The sequence below is a fragment of the Bacteroidia bacterium genome, from assembly GCA_027493955.1.
GTDB lineage: Bacteria > Bacteroidota > Ignavibacteria > SZUA-365 > SZUA-365 > JAOSJT01.
In genome coordinates this window covers 1234336-1254484 of sequence record JAOSJT010000001.1, presented here as the reverse complement: position 1 = coordinate 1254484, position 20149 = coordinate 1234336, and the positions used below count along the sequence as shown (strand labels likewise).

Genomic DNA, 20149 nt, shown 5'->3' with positions numbered 1-20149 from the left:
CCGCATGAACGTCCGCTCGCAGATATCCATGGTGTTTCATCTCGACAAATGCATCGGTTGTCACACATGCAGCATCGCCTGCAAGAACGTGTGGACCGACCGCAAGGGCACCGAATACATGTGGTGGAACAATGTCGAGACCAAGCCCGGCACCGGCTATCCGACAAAATGGGAGGATCAGGAACAGTATCGCGGTGGCTGGGAAAAGCACGGCGACACGTTGCGGCTGAAGTCCACGGGCAAGGCGCGCATCGTGCCGAACATTTTCCACAATCCGTCGCAGCCGAGCATGGACGATTACTACGAGCCATGGACGTACAAGTACGACGAATTGTTCAACGCGCCCGAGGGTTCGGATCAGCCGACTGCGCGGCCGATTTCCATGGTGACGGGCGAGCCCATCAACGTGGAGGCGGGACCGAATTGGGACGACGATCTCGGTGGTTCGCCCGTGTATGCGGAAAACGATCCGAATCTGGACGCGCTGCCCGAGGACATGCGCAAACAGATGTTCGCCATAGAACGGCTGGTGTTTTTCTATTTCCCGCGCATCTGCAATCACTGCCTCAATCCCGGCTGCGTGGCCGCGTGTCCATCCGGCGCACTGTACAAGCGGGGTGAAGACGGCATCGTGCTCATTGACCAGAAGCGCTGCCGCGGCTGGCGCGCCTGTGTGGCCGCGTGTCCGTACAAGAAAACCTTTTACAACTGGAACACCGGCAAGTCCGAGAAATGCATACTCTGCTATCCCCGTCTCGAGACCGGCCAGGCCCCCGCATGTTTCCATTCCTGCGTCGGGCGTATCCGTTATCTCGGCGTGTTGCTGTACGATGCGGACCGCATCACCGAGGTGGCCGCACTGCCGGACGACGAGCTGGTGGAAGGACAGCGCAGTCTGATTTTGGATCCGCACGATCCGGTGGTGATCGAAGCGGCGCGAAAAAATAACATACACGACTCCGTTATCGAGTACGCACAGAAGTCGCCCGTGTACCGTTTCGTCAAGGAGTGGAAAATCGCCCTGCCGCCGCATATCGAGTATCGCACGCTGCCGATGCTGTTTTACGTGCCGCCTCTTTCACCCGTGATGGCGAATCTGGACGAAAACGTGGTGAGCAGTGTGGACGGCAGCTTTTTCCATGACATAGAAAATTCACGCGTGCCGCTGAAGTATCTCGCGAAGCTTTTCGGCGCGGGGCATGAGGGCAAGTTGCTGTATGCGCTCAAGAAAATGAAGGCCATTCGCATGCATCGTCGCGCGGTGACCGTGGGCGACATTACCGCCGATGCTGCCGAGCGTGCGCTGAAAGAAGCGGATTGTACGGCCGAAGAGGCGGAGGCCATTTACAAACTCACCTCGCTGTGCACCTTCGACGACCGCTTCGTCATTCCGCCCATGCACCGCGAGGAAGCGATTGAAATGATGGAGGACGTTGGCCAGCACAAATCGTCCGTGGGCTTTGGCTTCGTGAGCGGACCGGAGAGGGGGCTGTGATGCGCCTGTCACAGACAGTATTTGACGATCTGGCGGTGCTCTTCGCCTATCCCACAGCGGAAACCGAAAAGGCCCTCGTGCGCACGCTGCTCTGCTTTTCCGGGGCGGAGGTGCATGAGCGCTATCCGGAGACGCATCGTGCGCTGCGGGAATTCGCCGTCGCCGTCGGGCAGCTTTCACCCACGGAGCTCGAGGAGCTGTACACGCGTACCTTCGACATCAACCCGTCGGCATCGCTGGAGCTCGGCTGGCATCTGTACGGCGAGCGCTACGAGCGCGGCGCCTTTCTGGTGCTGATGCGCCAGCAGCTTCGCGAATACGGTATAGCCGAGGGCTGTGAGCTGCCGGATCACCTTACCCATGTCTTGCAGCTCTTCGGTCGCATGAGCGACACGCAGCGCACGGGCATGGTTGAGCAATATCTGCTCCGGGGGATGTCGGTGTTGATGGATGCGTGGGAAGGGCCGGAGAATCCCTACCGGCGTTTGCTCGACGCGCTGCAATCACTTCTGCTTTCACTGTGCCCAACTCAGCAAGGAGTACACGCGGATGTTTGACAGCATGCTGCTCAGTCTCGACACATTACTGCTCGTGGTGTTTCCCTACATCGCGGCGGCGGTGTTCCTCCTCGTCTCGATACAGCGCTACCGGGGCAAGATGTTCACCTACTCCAGTCTCTCCTCGCAATTCCTGGAGAATCAGCATCACTTTTGGGCGCTGGTGCCGTTTCATTACGGCATCATCGCGCTCGCGCTCGGACATCTCATCGGCTTTCTTCTGCCTGCCGAGGTGCTGTCGTGGAACAGCAACCCGTTGCGCCTGTACGTGCTGGAGGTTTCCGCGCTGATTTTCGGACTGCTGACCTTTGTCGGTCTGATCGGACTCATCGTACGGCGCCTGCGCGATCCCAAGCTGCGCATCGTCACGAGCAGAGCGGACCGCATTGTGCTGAGCATTTTGCTACTAAACGTGTTCAGCGGTTTGTATGTAGCGCTGTTTCACGGTTGGGGATCGTCGTGGTTCGCCGCCTCGGCCGCGCCGTATCTCTGGTCCATCGTCACGCTCTCTCCGGATGCGGCATCCGTCTCGGCCATGCCGTTCATGGTTAAGGCGCATATCGTGATGGCTTGGGTGTTGGTGGCCGTGTTTCCCTTCACGCGTCTCGTGCATGTGCTGGTCGTGCCCAATCATTACCTGTGGCGACGTCCGCAAGTCGTGCGCTGGTATGGCATTCGCAGATTGATTAACCGGAGGGCGTGACATGAAAAAGCCCGAGTTGCTCGATTTCGCGCAGGAGCGCATCCGTGTCCTTCATTTTACGTGGATAGCGTTTTTCATATCCTTCTACATCTGGTTCAACATGGCGCCGCTTGCGACGACCATGCTGCGGGAAATCGGCTGGCTCACACCCGAGCATTTGAAAATTCTGGCAATCTGCAATGTGGCGCTGACCATTCCTGCGCGCATACTGATTGGCGTGCTGATAGACCGTTACGGTCCGCGCGTAGTGTTTTCGGGTTTGCTGGTGTTGATGGCTATTCCGACCTTTATTTTCGCCTTTGGCGACAGTTTCCTGCAATTGCTCGTGGCGCGGTTGGTGCTGGGCTCGGTGGGCGCGAGTTTTGTCATCGGCATACGCATGGTCTCGCAGTGGTTTCCGCCGATGATGATCGGTCGCGCGGAGGGGTTTTATGCTGGCTGGGGCAACTTCGGATCGGCCTGGGCGGCGGTGACCTTGCCGTGGCTGGCTCTGACGTTGATGGGGGAGTGGTTCGGCATGACGGAGGGGGGCTGGCGCTGGGCGCTGTTCATCAACGGTGTAGTGGCGCTGGTGTACGGGGTGCTGTACTACTTTCTCGTGCGCGACACACCGAAGGGCGTTGTTTTCGTGGGGGCGAAAAAAATGCAGCCGATGGAGGTGTCGTCATACGGTGATCTCGTGCAATACCTCGTCTGGTCCTTTCCGCTGGTCGGCGCGCTGGGATTGCTGGCCTGGCGCATACATGTGATCGAGCTTCCCGGAGCGGACAATAGTGGCGCGACGCTGTTGAGTGCGGAGTACCTGTACATGATCTTCGCTATTCTCGTTGTGATCTATGTGATGCACGTATTGAAGACTTTGCAGGTGAATATTCCGATTCTCAGGAGAGGGGTCCCTGAGGCGGAGAGATATCCCTTCAGCAGCGTCGCAGCTTTGAACATGACCTACATTGCGAATTTCGGTGCCGAGCTGGCCGTGGTATCCATGCTGCCGGCATTCTTCGAGAGCACCTTCCTGCTCGGGGCGGAATCGGCGGGATTGATCGCCTCGAGTTTCGCCTTCGTCAATCTTGTCGCTCGTCCGCTTGGTGGTCTGATCTCCGATAAAATGCACAACCGCAAGCTGGTGATGAGCTTGTACATGCTCGGTATCACCGGGGGGTTCGCGACCATGGGGTTGATCACCGGGGCCTGGCCGATATGGCTGGCCGTGGCGGTGACGGTGCTGTGCTCCTTTTTCGTACAAGGTGCCGAGGGGGCCACCTTCGCCATTATTCCGCTGATAAAAAAGAATATGACGGGACAGATTGCCGGGATGGCGGGAGCATACGGCAATGTGGGCGCTGTGCTGTACCTGGTCATTTTCTCCTATGTGGATGCGAGCAGTTTTTTCTTCATCCTCGCGGCCGGCGCCGCCGTCAGCTTTCTCTCCTGTCTGGTCCTTCTGAAAGAACCGAAGGGATCGTTTGACGCGCATCTTGACGGTGCGGTGGAGGTTTCACCCGCCGGCGCTGTCACCATCGCGCCGCTGGACGGGCTCGCGGCAATGCCTGCAGCGAGCGAGACGAGCGTGGCGCACGGTGAACACGGAGGGAACGCATGACGCGCCTCGAGATCTGGCAACCGGAGCAGGCGGAATTCTGGTCCGCCCGGGGCAGCAGCATCGCGTGGCGCACGCTGTGGATCACCACATTCTCCCTGCTGCTGTCCTTCGCCACCTGGTTCATGATGAGCGCTGTCGTGGTTCGTCTACCTGCCATCGGCTTCACCTTCACGACGATGGAGTTGTTCTGGCTCGCGGCGATGCCCGGGCTGGCGGGTGGTACGTTGCGTATTCTGCACACGTTTCTGATACCGTTATTCGGCACGCGCAATGTGATCACCATTGCGACCTTCATCAAACTGCTTCCGGTGATCGGTATCGGACTCGCGGTCATGAATCCGGACACGCCGTGGTGGATATTCATGGTATTGGCGTTCAGCGCCGGATTCGGTGGGGGAGATTTCTCCTCCTACATGCCGAGCACCAGTCTGTTCTTCCCGAAACGATTGCAGGGCACTGCGCTCGGCATACAGGCGGGCATAGGCAATTTCGGCGTGAGCATCGTGCAATTCGTCACGCCGTGGATCATCGGTTTCGCGGCCTTCGGCGCACTGGCGGGAGGACCGCAGAGCATGACGAAAGACGGCGCCGTGGTGTCCATCTGGCTGCAGAACGCCGCGTTTGTGTACGCGATTCCGCTGTTGCTCATGACGGTACTCGCGTGGACCCTGCTGCGGCGCGTGCCGGTACAGGCTTCCGTGCGCGAGCAGATGGACATTTTCCGCAACAAGCACACCTGGTTTTGCACCATAACCTATGTGATGACCTTCGGATCGTTTTCCGGACTGTCGGCGGCGTTTCCGCTGATGATAAAAACCGTGTACGGCGGATTTCCGGAAGCGCCTGATCCGTTGGCGTACGCGTTTCTCGGACCGCTCGTGGGCAGCGCGGTGCGCGTGTTGTTCGGTCCGGTGGCGGACCGCATCGGCGGCGGCATACTGACGCATATCGTGGGCATCGGTCTGCTGCTCACCGCGCTCGCGATGGTATTTACCGGAGTATTGACTCCGGATTCCTACGACAGCTTTCCGCTGTTCGTGACGCTGATGCTGGTGATGTTTTTCTTCAGCGGCGTGGGCAACGCGTCGACATTCCGGCAGTATCCGGTGATCTTTTCGCATTCGCCGCGACAGGCGGCGGGCGTCATCGGGTTCACCGCGGCGGTCGCGGCATATGGACCCTTCCTTTTCTCCGTTCTTATCGGCTCCGCGATTTCGTCCACCGGTTCCGCTATGCCCTTTTTCATGGCGATCGCCGCATACTATCTCTTGGCGACGTTCATCAATTGGTGGTATTACACGCGCAAGGGCGCTGAAAAACCTTCGTAGGTGTTGCAGATGACACGTTCCCGTTTGTTGACATTACTGTTGAGCGCCGGTCTGTTTCTTGCCGCGCTCGCGCTCATCGACACGGCCAGGACTTCGGTGAATTTGCCGGGGAACAATCAGGGCTATGAACCTGCGCAGCCGATCAGCTATTCCCATCGCCTGCATGCGGGGGAATTGGGTATTGACTGCCGCTACTGTCATTTTGGCGCCGAGCGAAGCAAAAGCGCCGGCGTTCCACCGACAAACGTCTGCATGAATTGCCACGGCTTTATTTCCGCGCCCTTCGCCGCAGTGCGCGCGGAGAGCGAAGCGGCCACGAAAAAGGAACGCAGTCCCCGGCGTGTGATCAGCCCAGCCCTCAGGCCGCTGTACATCTCCGCAGGTTGGAATGACGAATTACAGCCGGATTCCTCTATGGCCGCGGCGCCGGTCGAATGGGTGCGCGTGCACAATTTGCCCGACTTCGTGTATTTCGATCACCGTCCTCACGTACGCGCGGGCGTGCAATGCCAGCAATGCCACGGCGAAGTACAGACCATGGAGCGCGTGCGGCAGGTCGAGGATCTCTCGATGGGCTGGTGCGTGAATTGTCACCGCGAAAGCAACGCCATCGGTGTCGGAGGCAGAAAGGTCAATGCGCCGATAGACTGCGTCGCCTGTCACTATTAGCAGTAACCGCGCCGTCGCGCTCTGCTGCGTCGGCACACGATCACAGAATGACGAATGCGTATGAACACAGCAGACAAAGCAAGCGAAATACGTGAGCATGTTCACCACGTGCACGCAGAAGCGGAGGGTGAGGAGCAGGTTCGCGGCGTGCCTCGGCGCGATTTCCTCAAACTCACCGGCTTTACGCTCGCAGCGCTGACGGTGGGTTGCGAGCAACCCCGCGACAGCAAGACGCTTCCTCACGTAAGGCTCGAGCCCGAAGTCACTCCGGGTACCTCGGCGTGGTACGCCGGTACTTGTGCCGCGTGCAGCGCGGGCTGCGGTATACTCGTGCGCAACCGGGACAACCGTCCCGTGAAAATCGAAGGACTGCCGGAGCATCCCGTCTCCAAAGGCGGTCTGTGCGCTGCGGGACAGGCCTCGCTGCTTGCGTTGTATGACAGTCATCGCCTGAAAGCGCCTTTGCGCAAAGGGGAACGCACGACCTGGGAGCGACTTGATACCGATCTCGGGAAAGAGTTTGACCGACTGCGGAAGACCTCCGCGCGCGTGCGCATCCTCAGCGGCAGCATCACGAGTCCCACGCTGCAGCGCGCCATTGACGCCTTTCTTTCCGGTTTTGCGGACGGGAAGCATGTGATGTACGATGCGCTTTCGGTGTCGGCGCTGCTTGACGCGCATGCTGAGGCCTTCGGAGTACGGATGCTGCCGCGCTTCCTTCTCGGCGAGGCGCGCGTGATCGTGTCGTTCGATGCGGATTTCCTGGGAACCTGGATTTCTCCCGTCGAATACAGCGCGGCGTGGATAGCCGGCCGGACTTTGGACGGAAAGGACGCGCAGATGTCGTGGCATGCGCACATCGAAGCGCGCATGTCGCTGACCGGGACGAAAGCCGATTACCGTATCGCGCTCGGCGGTGCGGATCGGTACGCCGTGCTGCTGCATCTGCGGCATCGCATCGCGCAGCGTGCCGGACAAAGCGTTCCCGCCCCCCGGACGAAGCTCCCGCTCCCCGAAGCCACGCTCGATCTGCTGACGGACAAACTGTGGGAGGCGCGCGGTGCCGCGCTGCTGCTCTGCGGAACGAACGACAGAGCGTCGCAACGTTTGGCGCTGCATATCAACAGCATGCTCGGCAGCTACGGCACAACCATCGACGTCGCCGGCCCGTCGCGGCAGAAGCAGGGCAGCGACGAGCAGTTTCACGCCCTCGTGCAGGAAATGCATGGCGGCGGCGTGGACGCGCTGATCACCGTCAATGTGAATCCTGTATACGACGCGCCCGATTCCTGGAAACTGGGCGATGCGCTGCAGCGCGTGCCCCTCAGCATTCATTGCACTTCGCACACCGACGAAACAACGCGGTACGCGGCCTACGTTTGCCCGACGCCGCATTTCCTCGAGGAGTGGAGCGATGCGCGGCCCGTCGCGGGTGTGTTCACACTTTCACAACCGATGATACCGCCGTCAAACGAGTATCGTCCAGTACTTGAGGCCCTCAACATCTGGAACGGAACCACTGCGCGTGCCTACGATCTCATACGCGAGTACTGGCGCGACGCGGTGTTCCCGCGAAGCGGCGCAGCAGATTTCGACGACTGGTGGAACGCGACGCTCGCCACGGGTAGCATACGGGTCACGGAGTCGCTTCCGGTTCGGGAGGCAATTTCTTCGACGATGATAGCAACCGATCAGCGGATGCCGAAACAGGGCGCCGGTGAATTGGAGCTGATCATCCATCCCCGTGTCGGCATGCCGGACAGCACTTCCGGTGGCAATGCCTGGTTGCTCGAACTCCCCGATCCCGTCACGAAATGCTCCTGGGAGAATGTCGCGTCCCTGAGCAAGAACACGGCCAGGAAGTACAAGCTGCAACAGGGTGATTTGCTCCGCATCGGCGGAAAAAATGAGGGTGGACAGGCGATAGAGCTGCCCGTGCTCATTCAGGAGGGGCAGGCGGACGGTACACTCGCCGTGGCGATGGGCTACGGCACACTTGTGGGACGGCGTTTCGCGAAGCCGCAGGCATCCTGGTGGTTCGGTCGGCCCACGACCGGCGCCGACGGCGGTGTGGGCGTACGCGTGAGCGGCGTGCGGGTTTTTGTGGATGGCGTACTGCGCGACGACGGACTGCATGTGTCGGCGGTCCCGAGCGGAAAACACACGCAACTCGCGCTGGCGCAGGAGTATCAGTATCTCGCAGTTCCCGGACCGGAAGGGGACGGCAGCGGCAAACAGAGACCCTGCGTGCAGGAGATTACTCTCGCGCAGCTTGCGGCGGGAAAGCTTCCCCATGGCCCGGCGCATGAGCTGCACAGTATGTGGAAAGAGCACGCGTACAACGGGCATCACTGGGGCATGACTATTGACGTGAACGCCTGCACGGGCTGCTCCGCCTGCGTGATCGGTTGCCAGGTGGAAAACAACATCCCCGTCGTCGGCAAGGACGAGGTGCGCCGCAATCGCGATATGCACTGGCTGCGCATTGATCGCTACTATTTCCACGACACCGATGGCGATCTGCGCGTGGCGCATCAACCCATGCTCTGCCATCACTGCGACAATGCGCCCTGCGAAACGGTATGTCCCGTTCTCGCCACCGTGCATTCCGGCGAAGGACTCAATCAGCAGGTGTACAATCGCTGCGTGGGCACGCGCTACTGCTCGAACAACTGCCCGTATAAGGTCCGCCGATTCAATTGGTTCAATTACGAACGGGAGGAAGAGGAAAATCTTGTCCTCAATCCCGATGTCACCGTGCGTTCCCGCGGCGTGATGGAGAAATGCTCCTTCTGTGTGCAGCGCATTCAGGAAGCGAAAATCGTGGCAAAAGGGGAGGGACGCGTACCCGCCGACGGCGAAATACAACCCGCCTGCATGCAGTCCTGTCCCACCCGTGCAATCCGTTTCGGCGATATGAACGACCGTGAAAGCGCCGTTGCGAAGGAAATGCGCAATCCCCGGCATTATCGCGTCCTCGAAGAACTGGGCGTCAGACCATCGGTCGGTTATCTGATGCAGGTACGACATGCCGCGACACCCGTCAAGGAGAATGGCCATGGCTGAAGTGTATTCGAAACTCCGCACACCGCTGGTCCTGGGCGATAAATCCCTGCGCCAGGTCACCGACGACATCTGCGCGCCGATGGATGCGAAGGCGGGGCCGCTGTGGTGGCTGGCATTTACCATGGCCATGACCATGGTCGCCGCGGGTGTGGTGACGACAGTATATCAGATCATGACGGGCGTAGGTACCTGGGGTCTGAACAACACCGTGGGCTGGGCGTTCGACATTACGAACTTCGTGTTTTGGATCGGCATCGGTCACGCGGGCACGCTGATCTCGGCGATTCTCTTCCTGTTCCGCCAGAAATGGCGCACGTCCGTCAATCGTTCCGCCGAGGCCATGACCATCATCGCCGTTATCTGCGCGGGCATCTATCCCATCATTCACATGGGACGGCCGTGGCTCGCGTTCTGGTTCGTGCCGTATCCGAATTTCCGTGGTCCGCTGTGGGTGAATTTCCGCTCGCCGCTGATCTGGGACATGTTCGCGATCAGCACCTACCTGACGATTTCCCTGGTGTTCTGGTATGTGGGCTTGATACCGGATCTGGCAACTCTGCGCGACCGCGCGAAGAGCAAGCTGCGCAGAAAACTGGCGGGCATTTTCAGTCTCGGGTGGAATGGCTCCGGTCGGCATTGGATACGCTACGAATCGGTGTATCTGCTGCTCGCCGGCCTCGCGACACCGCTGGTGGTGTCGGTGCATACTATCGTGAGCTGGGACTTCGCGACGTCCGTGATACCGGGCTGGCATACGACCATTTTCCCGCCGTACTTCGTTGCGGGCGCGGTGTTTTCCGGCTTCGCGATGGTGCTCACGCTGATGATCATCACACGCAAGGTGCTGCATTTCGAAGAGTACATCACGCTGCATCACATCGAGTCCATGACCAAGATCATCATCGCAACGGGCAGTATCGTGGGCTTCGCGTATCTGACGGAGTTGTTCACGGCCTGGTATTCCGGCAATGAATACGAACAATTCGCATTTGCCAACCGCATGTTCGGTCCCTACGCCTGGGCGTACTGGATCATGGTGTCGTGCAACGTGATCGCGCCGCAGTTTTTCTGGATACGCAGGTTACGCCGCTCGGTGGTGACGGTGTTCATTCTTTCCATCGTCATCAACGTGGGTATGTGGTTCGAGCGTTTCGTGATCATCATGACGTCGCTCACCCGTGATTTCCTGCCCGGCAGCTGGTCTGCGTACACACCCACGTGGATAGAAATCGGCACCATGGTCGGTTCCTTCGGTCTGTTTTTCGCGCTCTTCCTGATCTTCGCGCGCCTGCTGCCCATGATAGCGGTGGCGGAGGTGAAAAGCGTGCTGGGGTACGGCCGCACCGTTCTCGATGCGGCGGGAGCGCTGGTGAGAAAGAACGGCAAAGCGGCGGCTCCGGGCGCGACACGCACGGAGAAAAAGGACGCGGTGCATTCAAGCGTACAGTGAAAGTGAGAAAGCTTATGACCCCCCCGATCGCAGATTCAACCCGACGCGTGCTTCTGGCGGTGTTCGACAACGAGCACGATATTCTCGCCGCCGCGAAAGCGCTGCGCGCGCGCGGCATCACCATTCTCGAATCCTTCACTCCTTATGCGGTCCATGGCCTGGACAAAGCGTTGGGGCAGCGTCCGTCGCGGCTTCCTCTCGTTTGTCTGCTTTTCGGCCTGTCGGGCGCAGCCGCCAAACTCTGGTTTCAGGTCTGGACCTCCGCCGGGAGCTGGCCGCTGAACGTCGGTGGCAAGCCACTGGCGTCCGTACCAGCCTTCGTGCCGGTGACGTTCGAGATCACAGTGCTCTTCGCCGGGCTCGGCACTGTGGCCACGTTCCTGCTGCGCTCGCGGCTCTGGCCCGGACGCAAGGCGGCAGTGGTGCATCAGCGCGTTACCGACGATGGCTTCGGGTTACTGCTGCATCAGGACAATGCCGCGTTTGACGTTCGCGCCATCGAGGCGCTGTGCCGTGCGCATCACGCTTCGGTGATAGAGGAACGCGTGGAGGTGCTCTCATGAAGACACTGCGTTTTCATCATATTCTGCTCGCGCTGCTCATCGCCATTGTCGTGATTCTGACCATGTCCATCGAGACCGTCTGGACGAAGCGCAATCTGGAATTCCTCCCTGGTATGGTGTATTCCGTTCCTGTCGAGGGACAGACCGAGCGCTGGGTGGCAGAAATGCGACGCAGAAGTCCGAATCCGGTACCGGGCACACGCGTCGCGCGGGAAGAAACGACGCCGGGCGTGCTTCCCGCCGAGGCCCTGTCGTCGACCGACAGCAGCGCGCAGCAACGGCTGAGCGCTGCTTTGCCGCGCGGACGGGAGGTGTATGACATTTTCTGCCGGCCTTGTCACGGAGCTGCCGGGGCCGGAGACGGAGAAGTGGCGAAACGCGGCTATCCGCCGCCGCCGTCGCTGCTCGCTGAAAATGCGCTGCGCCTCAGTGACAGCGCGCTGTACAGCATCATCGCCGACGGTCGGGGCAATATGCCGCAGTATCGCTCACAAATCACGCCGGCGGATATCCGGAGGTCAATTCTCCACATTCGTTCCATGCAACAGACGGCCGGGCAGACGACAGGAGGTATGCAATGACCGCGGAACATACGACCTACACCATTCGCCCGGCGCTGCTGCGCAATCTTGTGCTCGTGATCGCGCTCGGCGCACTGGGCAGCGCGGCGGGACTGCTTCTCGCTCCGGTGCGCATCTGGCCGGCCATCCTGCTGGCGAATTACTACATCGTGGGCCTGGCGCTGGCGGGGGGCATCTTTATCGCGCTGACCTTTATCACCCGCGCGGGCTGGAGTACGGTGTTCCGCCGCGTACCCGAAGCGATGACGCGCTCGCTGCCGGTGAGTTTCGCTCTCATGCTGCTGACGGCATTCGGGATCTCCACGCTCTACGAATGGAGTCACACAAGCGTACTCGCGCAGGATCATCTCATCGCCTCCAAGGCACCCTGGCTCAATGTCCCGTTTTTCGTTGGACGCATTGTGGTGTTCTTTGTGATCTGGATCGGTTTCACCGCGGCATTGCGACGAAATTCCGAGCTGCAGGACCGCACCGGCGATGAGCGGCTGACGGACAGGAATATGCGCATATCGGCGCTCTTTCTCGTTCTTGTCGCATTGACGATCTGGCTGGCGTCCACGGATTGGATCATGTCGCTGGAAGCGCATTGGTTCAGTACCATTTTCGGCGTCTATCACATTTCGGGTATTCTTCTGACCGGCACCGCGGCCCTCACCGCTCTGCTGATCGGCCTCAAGCGCCGCGGGGTGTTCGGCGATCTCATTCGGCCCGATCATTTGCATGACCTCGGGAAACTGATGTTCGCCTTCAGCACCTTCTGGATGTACATTTGGTTCAGTCAGTATATGCTCATCTGGTACTCCAATATCCCGGAGGAAACCGGCTATTATCTCTCACGGCAGCAGGGCGGTTGGCTTACGTTCACTATTCTCAATGTCGTGTTCAATTGGCTGCTGCCTTTTGTCGCCTTACTCTCCGCCAGGGCAAAGCGTGCTGAAGGCCTGCTGCTCAATGTGAGCGTCATCATACTCATCGGACATTGGATCGATCTGTTCTGGATGATCGCGCCGCCGTTCATGCCCGACGCTCCGTCCGTGGGTCTGTGGGAAGTCGCGCCGCTCGCGGCCGCTGTCGCCCTGTTTTTGCTCATTACCCTGAAAGGACTGACCAGGAAGCAGATCGTACCTGTGCAGGATCCGACACTGGTCGAAAGTCTGCACTACCACAGCTGATACCTGTTCGTGCCGTCACAGACGGCGCGGAGTATTGACATATCTCATCTCCGAGTCGCCCCGTCTGCCCCGCGCAGCGGAATGGCGGTGCGACCGTGGATCACTGGATCCCTCCCGCAAGGGAGTACGGCGCAACCGGAAACAGCGGCGCCCCCCGGCCTGGAAAGGAGATGCGCGTCGCGGAATGGATCGCTCCACACCGTCGCCATCTGCCTGTCCACCCCGGACCGGCTGTATCACAAGGAACGAACGCCATGCGACCATCTCTCATAGACGGACATCATCGAAAGCACACCTACCTCCGCATCGCGGTAACCGAGCGCTGCAATTTACGCTGCACTTACTGCATGCCCGCCGACGGGCTCAGTCTGCAGCCCAGAGAGCACATGCTCACCACGGAGGAAATCGTGCGTGTGGCGCGTGTGGCGGTGGACGCCGGTGTCACGAAAATCCGCCTCACCGGTGGCGAACCGCTCGTTCGAAGCGATCTCCCGGAAATCGTCCGGCGCCTGCGCGCGCTCCCGGGCCTCCGGCAACTGGGTATGACCACGAACGGCACCTTGCTTGCGCGCTCCGCCGATGTGTTGTGCGATGCCGGCCTCGATGCGGTGAACATCAGTCTCGACACATTGCGGCCGGAGCGCTTCGCGCGCATAACACGACGAGACGATCACAGCGCCGTTATGGCAGGTGTCGCCGCGGCCTTGCGTGCCGGCTTCGCGAAAGTGAAAATCAACATGGTGGTCATGCGTGGGGTCAACGACGACGAACTCTGCGACGTCGCGGAACTCACGCGTGAAAGGGCTCTCGATATCCGTTTTATCGAGTACATGCCCTTCGACGCCAACGCCTGGTCCTCTGGCGGCCTGATGACGGCGTCAGAAATGCGCGAATGTCTTTCCCGCGAGTACACGCTGCATCCTGCGGTCGGCGATACGCATGCCGGCGTGGCCCGCATGTACCGTATACCCGGTTTCGCGGGCCGTGTAGGTTTCATCTCCGCGATGTCCGAGCATTTCTGCGACACCTGCAACCGGTTGCGTCTCACCGCCGACGGCTCGCTCAAACCCTGTCTGTTCTCGACAAGCGAATGCAATATCCGCTCGTTGCTCCGCTCGGGTGCGGACGATGCGAGCATCGCCGGGGTGATGAACGACGCGCTTGCGGGGAAGTGGAAAGCGCATCCCGGCGTGCGGCAACTCGTGGATTTGCACAACAGGTCCATGATTCGGATAGGGGGGTGAGCATGACGGCCTGTCACCTTTTGATCAACAGTCTCGTTTCAGCAGAACATTCGCATCACACCCGGAGACGAACGATATGAACACACTGCACGGCAGCGTCGCCGCAATCTCGATCAGTGCTCGCAAGGGCATTCCGAAATCGAACAGAACAAGCGCGGAATTGAAGGAGGAATGGGGTATAGTGGGCGACGCGCACGCGGGGAACTGGCATCGTCAGGTCAGTTTGCTCGCCATGGAGAGCATAGACACCATGCGGGCGAAAGGACTCAAGGTGCGTCCCGGCGCATTCGCCGAAAACATCACGACACAATTCATTACGCTGCCGGAACTCGCGATCGGTACGTTGCTCCGCATCGGAGGCACAGTACTCGAGATCACACAGATTGGCAAGGAGTGCCACACCCGCTGCGCCATTTACTACAAGGCCGGTGATTGCGTCATGCCGCGGGAGGGGATCTTTGCCCGTGTGCTCAACGGAGGCGTGATCAATGTGGGCGACGAGGTGGAGGTGTTGCCGTGCGCCGAGTCGGTGACCGTGCGCTAGCCGTCCGCTTCACAAGGGGAAGATTCTTCCTCTGCGACGACCCATCGTAAGCCGTGTATGAGTGTTTTTTCGATGGGTTCCGAGGATTTGGGGCGGAATGAGGGTACTGCGCGGATATTGAGATACAAGGAACACCCAATTTTACACCGAATGTGGGCGGTTCATGAAACACCCACTTTTGCATCGAATGTGGGCGGTTCATGAAACACCCACTTTTGCATCGAATGTGGGCGGTTCATGAAACACCCACTTTTGCATCGAATGTGGGCGGTTCATGAAACACCCACTTTTGCATCGAATGTGGGCGGATCATGGAACACCCACTTTTACACCGAATGTGGGCGGTTCATGAAACACCCACTTTTGCATCGAATGTGGGCGGTTCATGAAACACCCACTTTTACGCCGGGCGTGCGAAGCAGCAAGCATTGCCACACCCGCTGCGCCATTTACGACAAGGCCGGTGATTGCGTCATGCCGCGGGAGGGGATCTTCGCCCGTGTGCTCAACGGAGGCGTTATCAATGTAGATGACGAGCTGGAGGTCTTCCCGCGCGATGCGTCGGAGCAGTACTCCTGAAGCAGTGCTGTACGGAGCGTCTACGAGGGATGTGAAGCACCGCGGACATCTGTCCGCCAGTGCATGGTCTGCGCAGCGTAACGCTGACGACGCGCTGTCCACCAGTCGTCGATGATGCGGCCCAGCTGAAGGGTGAGCACTGCGAACAATGCGCCCCCGATCAGATCGATCACGTAATGATAGCGGAGATACACGGTCGCGAGTATGAGCAGCGAACCTGTCACCAGCAGAAACCAGCGCGTCCGGGCACGGTAACGGAACGCCAGCAGCATGACGAGCAGGGTGATCTGCGTGTGGCCGCTGGGAAACACATCCCGCTGTACCGTCGCGGCGGGATCAGGCGTACCGGGAGGAATGGATTCGCCGGTGTTCGTATACGCACGGAGCGGCGTGGTCAGCAGCAGTCCCGGCAGCTCGGCGTCTTTGCTGTCGAAAGTATGTAACGTGAATCGCGGTCCGATGGCCGGCACGGCGACATAGCCGAGATAGGAGAGATAGAATCCGAGTATGACCATCATGAACACCGTCTTGAAGGCCTTCATGCGCATTTTCCGGTACAGATCCACCGCGAGGATGAGCGGCAGGAGATAAAAACTGCCGTACGCGATTTGCAGCACTTCGGTCAGTACCGGATGGGCGATAGCCATGAGTACATGCGTCGGATCGGAGCGGAACAAGGCCCGGTCAATAGCCATCAGCGCGCGATCATAATCGATGGGATTGATGGCGGGGACCAGAAAATACATTTGCTTGAACGCGATCGGTATGCACAACATCATGTAAAAGCCGTGCAGCAGATTCCAGATATGCCCTCGTCGTGCGGCGAAACGCGCAAGCACCACGATAGCCCCGATGACCAGCGCATCCGAAACGAGAAAGAGCTCCCAACCGGGAATGTCCTGGTGGTAGAGCAGTGTAAAGAGCGCAAGCAGCATGAAAAACACGCTGTTGACCAGATCCATACTCGTGTAATGCGCGAGCAGGGATTTCAGGAGACGTTTCGGCACAATATGTCCGGATTGTGTGAGCGCATGAATTCCGGCGGTCCGGCAGGGAGCGTGAGGACCGCTTCAGAACGATGTTCAATGTAAGAAATCTTTTGCTTTCGTTGCGTTGTTGCCAACAACAGCAACACTCCCGCTGTCGCTCTCCCCGCATCACACATCTCGTCGTTACAGATAAATCAGTGTCAGCAATGCGAGGTAAATCAACAATCCGAGCGCGTCGTTGGACGTTGTGATGAAGGGGCCGGTCGCGAGGGCCGGATCGATGTTCATGCGATCCAGCATAAGGGGAACGGTGGCTCCGACAATGGTGGCGTTGGTGATCACGATGAGCAGGGAAAGCGACACGGTGAGACCGAAATTGCCGTCGCCGGACCACGCGATGACGATAACGAACAGCAGCAAACCCAGGGCGACACCCATGAGCAGGGCGGAGGTGAATTCCCGCACGAGTCGCCGGAATGTTCGGCTCAAGGCAAGTTCACCGGTGGCAAGGCCGCGTACGACGACGGAGGAGGCCTGTATGCCCGCGTTGCCGCCCATGGCCATGATGATGGGTATGAAAAACGCGGCGATGACGACCTTGCTGATCTCCTCCTCGAAATTGCTCAGAACGAAGGCCGCGAGTATTTCGCCCGCGAAACCCACGAGCAGCCAGGGGAGGCGCCCACGGAAAATATCGAACACGGAAGAGGATGTGTCGGTATCGTCCATGATACCCGACATGCGCGAAATGTCTTCCTGCGCCTCTTCGTGGATGACGTCCGCGATATCGTCGAAGGTGATGATGCCCACAGGGTGATTCTCCGCGTCCACCACCGGCAACGTCAGCAGGTCGTACTTACGCATGACGTTCGCCACATCCTCCTGGTCCACGTCCGTGCGCACGCTGATGATGTCCACGTCCATGATGTCCGTCACTGGTGTATCGGCTTTGACGAGCAGGAGGTTTTTCAGGTCAATGATGCCGCGCAGCTTGCCGTCTTCGTCTACGGCGTAGACTTCGTACACGTCCGGTGTGTCCTCGGCGGTGCTCCGAACCGCTTCGATGGCGTCCTGCGCGGTCCCGGAGAAGCGGACCACGGGGAATTCCGTCGCCATGAGACCGCCGGCGGTATCCTCGTCGTAGCCGAGCAGTTCGCGGAGTTCGGCGGAATCGTCCGGCTCGAGGGTATCGAGAATCTGCTCGGCGATCTCTTCCGCAAGTTCGGAAACGATGTCCACCGCGTCGTCGGAATCCAGCTCGACGACGATCTCACTCAATCGCTCGGCGGTGAGCTCCACCATGAGAGCTTCGCGCACATGTTCCTGCAAATCGAGCAGTACCTCGGAGGCCTCTTCCGGTGGCAGGAGCTCGAACAGATAGCGTGCGTCTTCGTCCGGGAGCTGATTGAGAATGTCCGCAATGTCGGCGGAGCGTAAATCGGTGAGAATGTTCAGCAACGCCGCGGCCGACTGCGTTTCGACCAGCACACGGATATCTTCCAGCAGTTCCGGATCGGCGAGCGTCGTGGTGGATTGCACGCCGTCGACGGAATCGTAGAAAACGTCTTCCTCTCTGTTGTCAATCGGTTCGTCGCTCATATCCCAGCAGGATGTTGCTTAATGTGATGAAATCGCCGATGGCGAGCTGTTCGGGCCGTAATGCAAGCCAGTCCGCATGCGTGTCCTGAAGCGCAGAACTGTCAATTTCCGCAAATCGCAGGGTGTTGGCGAGGGTTTTTCGCCGTTTCCCGAACGTGGCCTTGACCAGACTTCTAAAAAACGAATAATTCCTGATTTCTCCCAGTAACGCACCGTGGAAATCGAGATGCACCACGCTGGACCACACTTTTGGACGGGGCGTGAACACATTCGGCGATACGTGAAAACAGCGGTGTACGCGTGCATGTACCTGCGTCACTACCGAGAGTATCCCGTAGTCCTTGCCCCCGTGTGGCGCGACGAGCCGGTCCGCCACCTCACGCTGCATCATGAACACCGCGTCGCGAATCCGCTCGTGCTGGTCGAACAGGCGGAAGAGAATCTGACTGGTGATGTTGTAGGGCAAATTACCGATGACACGCACCGGGACACCGTGCAGCCAATCAACATCCGCGAGCGCGACATCCAGAATGTCCGCATGCAGCAAGCGGAGGTTGGGCGTGCTGTTTGCGGGGAAACGGTCGCGCAGGGCTTCGATCGAACGTTCGTCGATATCCGCCGCCACAACACGCGCGCCGCTTGCCACGAGCAACCCTGTCAATACACCTTTGCCAGGCCCGATTTCGAGTATCGTGTCGCCTACCGCCGGACGCAATTCCTCCACAATTTTCCGCGCGATGTTCATGTCGTGCAAAAAATGCTGCCCGAGCGATTTTTTCGGCGTGTAGTTGCTTTGATCCATACGGACGAGGGAATCGTTAATCGTGAATCGTTAATCGGGAATCGTTAATCGTGAACCGTTAATCGTGAATCGTGAATCGGGAATCGGGAATCGGGAATCGTTCATCGGTCCGCCAGAGGCGGAGTTAATCGGTCAGCCTGAGGCGGATAAATCGTAAATCGTAAGTCGTCCCGCCTGCGCTCTCATGTACCGACGGTTGTTCAATGTTCCTACGATGCTTCGGCGGGCAGGCAATCGTGAATCGTAAATCGTCAGTCGTAAGTCGTCCCGCCTGCGCGCTCATGTACCGACGGTTGTTCTATGTTCCTACGATGCTTCGGCGGGCAGGCAATCGTAAGTCGTAAATCGTTTGTCGAAAGTCGTAATTCATTGTCGTCGTGCGGGTGATACTGCCCAGGCGATAAAAAACACGAGTGTGGCGACGAGCACGATGCCCGCTCCGGAAGGGACGTTTATCCAGTAGGAGAGGAGGAGACCGGCTATAGAGCTTCCGGCTCCGAAGATCACCGAGAGGAGCATCATGCGGCTGAAACTGCGCGTGAGCTGCTGTGCGGCGGCGGCAGGTGTGACGATGAGCGCGGAGACCAGGACGATGCCGACGGATTTCACGCTCAGCACGACGGTCAGCGCCATGAGCGCGAGCAGCAAATAACGGAGAAAACGTACCGGCAGGCCCATCACTCCCGCCAGCTCCGCATCGAAACTGAGCGCGAGCAGTTCCTTGTACAAAAGGGCGATCACGACGCCGATCAGCGCCGCCATGATACCGCTGATCCAGAGATCCGCGGCCGTAAGCGCGAGAATGTTGCCGAAGAGGTAGCTGAAAATATCAACGTAGTAATTGTCCATGAGGGAAATGAGCAACACGCCCAGCGCCATCGTGGCGGCGAAGAAAATGCCGACCGCGGTGTCGTGCGACAGCGTGGAGTGCTCGCTCACCGCACCGATGCTCAGCGCGACGGCCATGGAGAACAGCAACGCGGTCAGGACCGGATCAATGCCGAGCAGCAGTCCGAAGGCCACGCCGGCAAAGGTGGAGTGCGATATTCCCGCACCGATGAACGACAATCCGTTGAGAACGACATACACGCCGATCAGTGCGCAGACGCCGCCCACGAGCACCGCCTCGATCAGGGCCCGCTGCATGAACGTATGGGAGAGAAGCTCTGTCATTGTACCGTGCGTCGAAATTCCCGTTGTGTCAA

General features: G+C 59.3%; 17 protein-coding genes, 1 pseudogene and 1 riboswitch. Of the genes and pseudogenes, 14 read left to right on the top strand and 4 right to left on the bottom strand.

Features of this window, described 5'->3' with window-relative positions; genetic code table 11:
• Window positions 1-4 precede the first annotated feature (4 nt).
• The 14 genes and pseudogenes from narH to M5R41_04965 all read left to right on the top strand — a co-directional run bounded on the left by narH (window position 5) and on the right by M5R41_04965 (window position 15554).
• Window positions 5-1495 carry a nitrate reductase subunit beta gene (gene narH / locus M5R41_05030; GenBank protein ID MCZ7555751.1) on the top strand — a complete coding sequence of 497 codons (1491 nt, stop codon included), beginning with the start codon at window positions 5-7 and terminating at the stop codon, window positions 1493-1495.
• Window positions 1495-2052 (top strand): molecular chaperone TorD family protein, encoded by a 558-nt coding sequence (locus M5R41_05025; GenBank protein MCZ7555750.1) that lies wholly within the window; start codon window positions 1495-1497, stop codon window positions 2050-2052. Before narH ends, M5R41_05025 begins: the two co-directional genes overlap by 1 nt.
• The gene (gene narI / locus M5R41_05020) at window positions 2045-2755 is read left to right on the top strand and encodes a respiratory nitrate reductase subunit gamma (protein MCZ7555749.1); all 711 of its coding nucleotides are present in this window, start codon (window positions 2045-2047) and stop codon (window positions 2753-2755) included. The genes M5R41_05025 and narI overlap by 8 nt, the downstream gene beginning before the upstream one ends.
• Window position 2756: 1 nt before the next feature.
• Window positions 2757-4358 carry an MFS transporter gene (locus tag M5R41_05015; GenBank protein ID MCZ7555748.1) on the top strand — a complete coding sequence of 534 codons (1602 nt, stop codon included), beginning with the start codon at window positions 2757-2759 and terminating at the stop codon, window positions 4356-4358.
• A 14-nt stretch (window positions 4359-4372) separates the two neighbouring features.
• A pseudogene (locus tag M5R41_05010) lies at window positions 4373-5686 on the top strand (MFS transporter).
• A gap of 9 nt (window positions 5687-5695) precedes the next feature.
• Window positions 5696-6355: a cytochrome c family protein gene (locus M5R41_05005; protein MCZ7555747.1), complete on the top strand. Its 660-nt coding sequence runs from the start codon at window positions 5696-5698 to the stop codon at window positions 6353-6355.
• A 60-nt stretch (window positions 6356-6415) separates the two neighbouring features.
• Window positions 6416-9421 (top strand): 4Fe-4S dicluster domain-containing protein, encoded by a 3006-nt coding sequence (locus tag M5R41_05000; GenBank protein ID MCZ7555746.1) that lies wholly within the window; start codon window positions 6416-6418, stop codon window positions 9419-9421.
• The gene (gene nrfD, locus M5R41_04995; protein ID MCZ7555745.1) at window positions 9414-10871 is read left to right on the top strand and encodes a polysulfide reductase NrfD; all 1458 of its coding nucleotides are present in this window, start codon (window positions 9414-9416) and stop codon (window positions 10869-10871) included. Before M5R41_05000 ends, nrfD begins: the two co-directional genes overlap by 8 nt.
• 14 nt (window positions 10872-10885) lie before the next feature.
• Window positions 10886-11434 carry a DUF3341 domain-containing protein gene (locus tag M5R41_04990; protein MCZ7555744.1) on the top strand — a complete coding sequence of 183 codons (549 nt, stop codon included), beginning with the start codon at window positions 10886-10888 and terminating at the stop codon, window positions 11432-11434.
• Window positions 11431-12015: a cytochrome c gene (locus M5R41_04985; GenBank protein ID MCZ7555743.1), complete on the top strand. Its 585-nt coding sequence runs from the start codon at window positions 11431-11433 to the stop codon at window positions 12013-12015. Before M5R41_04990 ends, M5R41_04985 begins: the two co-directional genes overlap by 4 nt.
• The gene (locus M5R41_04980; GenBank protein ID MCZ7555742.1) at window positions 12012-13187 is read left to right on the top strand and encodes a hypothetical protein; all 1176 of its coding nucleotides are present in this window, start codon (window positions 12012-12014) and stop codon (window positions 13185-13187) included. Before M5R41_04985 ends, M5R41_04980 begins: the two co-directional genes overlap by 4 nt.
• Window positions 13188-13223: 36 nt before the next feature.
• Window positions 13224-13373: riboswitch (molybdenum cofactor riboswitch) on the top strand.
• Between the two features lie 68 nt (window positions 13374-13441).
• On the top strand, window positions 13442-14431 hold the full coding sequence (gene moaA, locus M5R41_04975; GenBank protein ID MCZ7555741.1) for a GTP 3',8-cyclase MoaA: 990 nt from the start codon (window positions 13442-13444) through the stop codon (window positions 14429-14431).
• Window positions 14432-14516: 85 nt separating this feature from the next.
• On the top strand, window positions 14517-14975 hold the full coding sequence (locus tag M5R41_04970; GenBank protein ID MCZ7555740.1) for an MOSC domain-containing protein: 459 nt from the start codon (window positions 14517-14519) through the stop codon (window positions 14973-14975).
• A 348-nt stretch (window positions 14976-15323) separates the two neighbouring features.
• The gene (locus tag M5R41_04965) at window positions 15324-15554 is read left to right on the top strand and encodes a hypothetical protein (protein MCZ7555739.1); all 231 of its coding nucleotides are present in this window, start codon (window positions 15324-15326) and stop codon (window positions 15552-15554) included.
• A gap of 20 nt (window positions 15555-15574) precedes the next feature.
• Here M5R41_04965 and M5R41_04960 read toward each other — a convergent pair whose 3' ends face one another.
• From M5R41_04960 to M5R41_04945, 4 genes are all read right to left on the bottom strand, one after another.
• Entirely contained in the window at window positions 15575-16561 is a 987-nt protein-coding gene (locus M5R41_04960) for a phosphatase PAP2 family protein (protein ID MCZ7555738.1), read from the bottom strand.
• Between the two features lie 165 nt (window positions 16562-16726).
• Entirely contained in the window at window positions 16727-18142 is a 1416-nt protein-coding gene (gene mgtE, locus M5R41_04955) for a magnesium transporter (GenBank protein MCZ7555737.1), read from the bottom strand.
• Window positions 18123-18944, bottom strand: coding sequence for a 16S rRNA (adenine(1518)-N(6)/adenine(1519)-N(6))-dimethyltransferase RsmA (gene rsmA / locus M5R41_04950; protein MCZ7555736.1), 822 nt, complete (start codon window positions 18942-18944; stop codon window positions 18123-18125). The genes mgtE and rsmA overlap by 20 nt, the downstream gene beginning before the upstream one ends.
• A gap of 366 nt (window positions 18945-19310) precedes the next feature.
• The gene (locus M5R41_04945) at window positions 19311-20117 is read right to left on the bottom strand and encodes a metal ABC transporter permease (GenBank protein ID MCZ7555735.1); all 807 of its coding nucleotides are present in this window, start codon (window positions 20115-20117) and stop codon (window positions 19311-19313) included.
• Window positions 20118-20149: the final 32 nt, after the last annotated feature.

Coding starts and splice junctions, on each gene's coding strand:
- narI (MCZ7555749.1), top strand. CDS start 2,045: ATGTTTGACAGCATGCTGCTCAGTCTCGACACATTACTGCTCGTGGTG.
- M5R41_04945 (MCZ7555735.1), bottom strand. CDS start 20,117: ATGACAGAGCTTCTCTCCCATACGTTCATGCAGCGGGCCCTGATCGAG.
- moaA (MCZ7555741.1), top strand. CDS start 13,442: ATGCGACCATCTCTCATAGACGGACATCATCGAAAGCACACCTACCTC.
- M5R41_04990 (MCZ7555744.1), top strand. CDS start 10,886: ATGACCCCCCCGATCGCAGATTCAACCCGACGCGTGCTTCTGGCGGTG.
- narH (MCZ7555751.1), top strand. CDS start 5: ATGAACGTCCGCTCGCAGATATCCATGGTGTTTCATCTCGACAAATGC.
- M5R41_05015 (MCZ7555748.1), top strand. CDS start 2,757: ATGAAAAAGCCCGAGTTGCTCGATTTCGCGCAGGAGCGCATCCGTGTC.
- M5R41_04985 (MCZ7555743.1), top strand. CDS start 11,431: ATGAAGACACTGCGTTTTCATCATATTCTGCTCGCGCTGCTCATCGCC.
- rsmA (MCZ7555736.1), bottom strand. CDS start 18,944: ATGGATCAAAGCAACTACACGCCGAAAAAATCGCTCGGGCAGCATTTT.
- mgtE (MCZ7555737.1), bottom strand. CDS start 18,142: ATGAGCGACGAACCGATTGACAACAGAGAGGAAGACGTTTTCTACGAT.
- M5R41_04965 (MCZ7555739.1), top strand. CDS start 15,324: ATGAAACACCCACTTTTGCATCGAATGTGGGCGGTTCATGAAACACCC.
- M5R41_05000 (MCZ7555746.1), top strand. CDS start 6,416: ATGAACACAGCAGACAAAGCAAGCGAAATACGTGAGCATGTTCACCAC.
- M5R41_05005 (MCZ7555747.1), top strand. CDS start 5,696: ATGACACGTTCCCGTTTGTTGACATTACTGTTGAGCGCCGGTCTGTTT.
- M5R41_04980 (MCZ7555742.1), top strand. CDS start 12,012: ATGACCGCGGAACATACGACCTACACCATTCGCCCGGCGCTGCTGCGC.
- M5R41_05025 (MCZ7555750.1), top strand. CDS start 1,495: ATGCGCCTGTCACAGACAGTATTTGACGATCTGGCGGTGCTCTTCGCC.
- nrfD (MCZ7555745.1), top strand. CDS start 9,414: ATGGCTGAAGTGTATTCGAAACTCCGCACACCGCTGGTCCTGGGCGAT.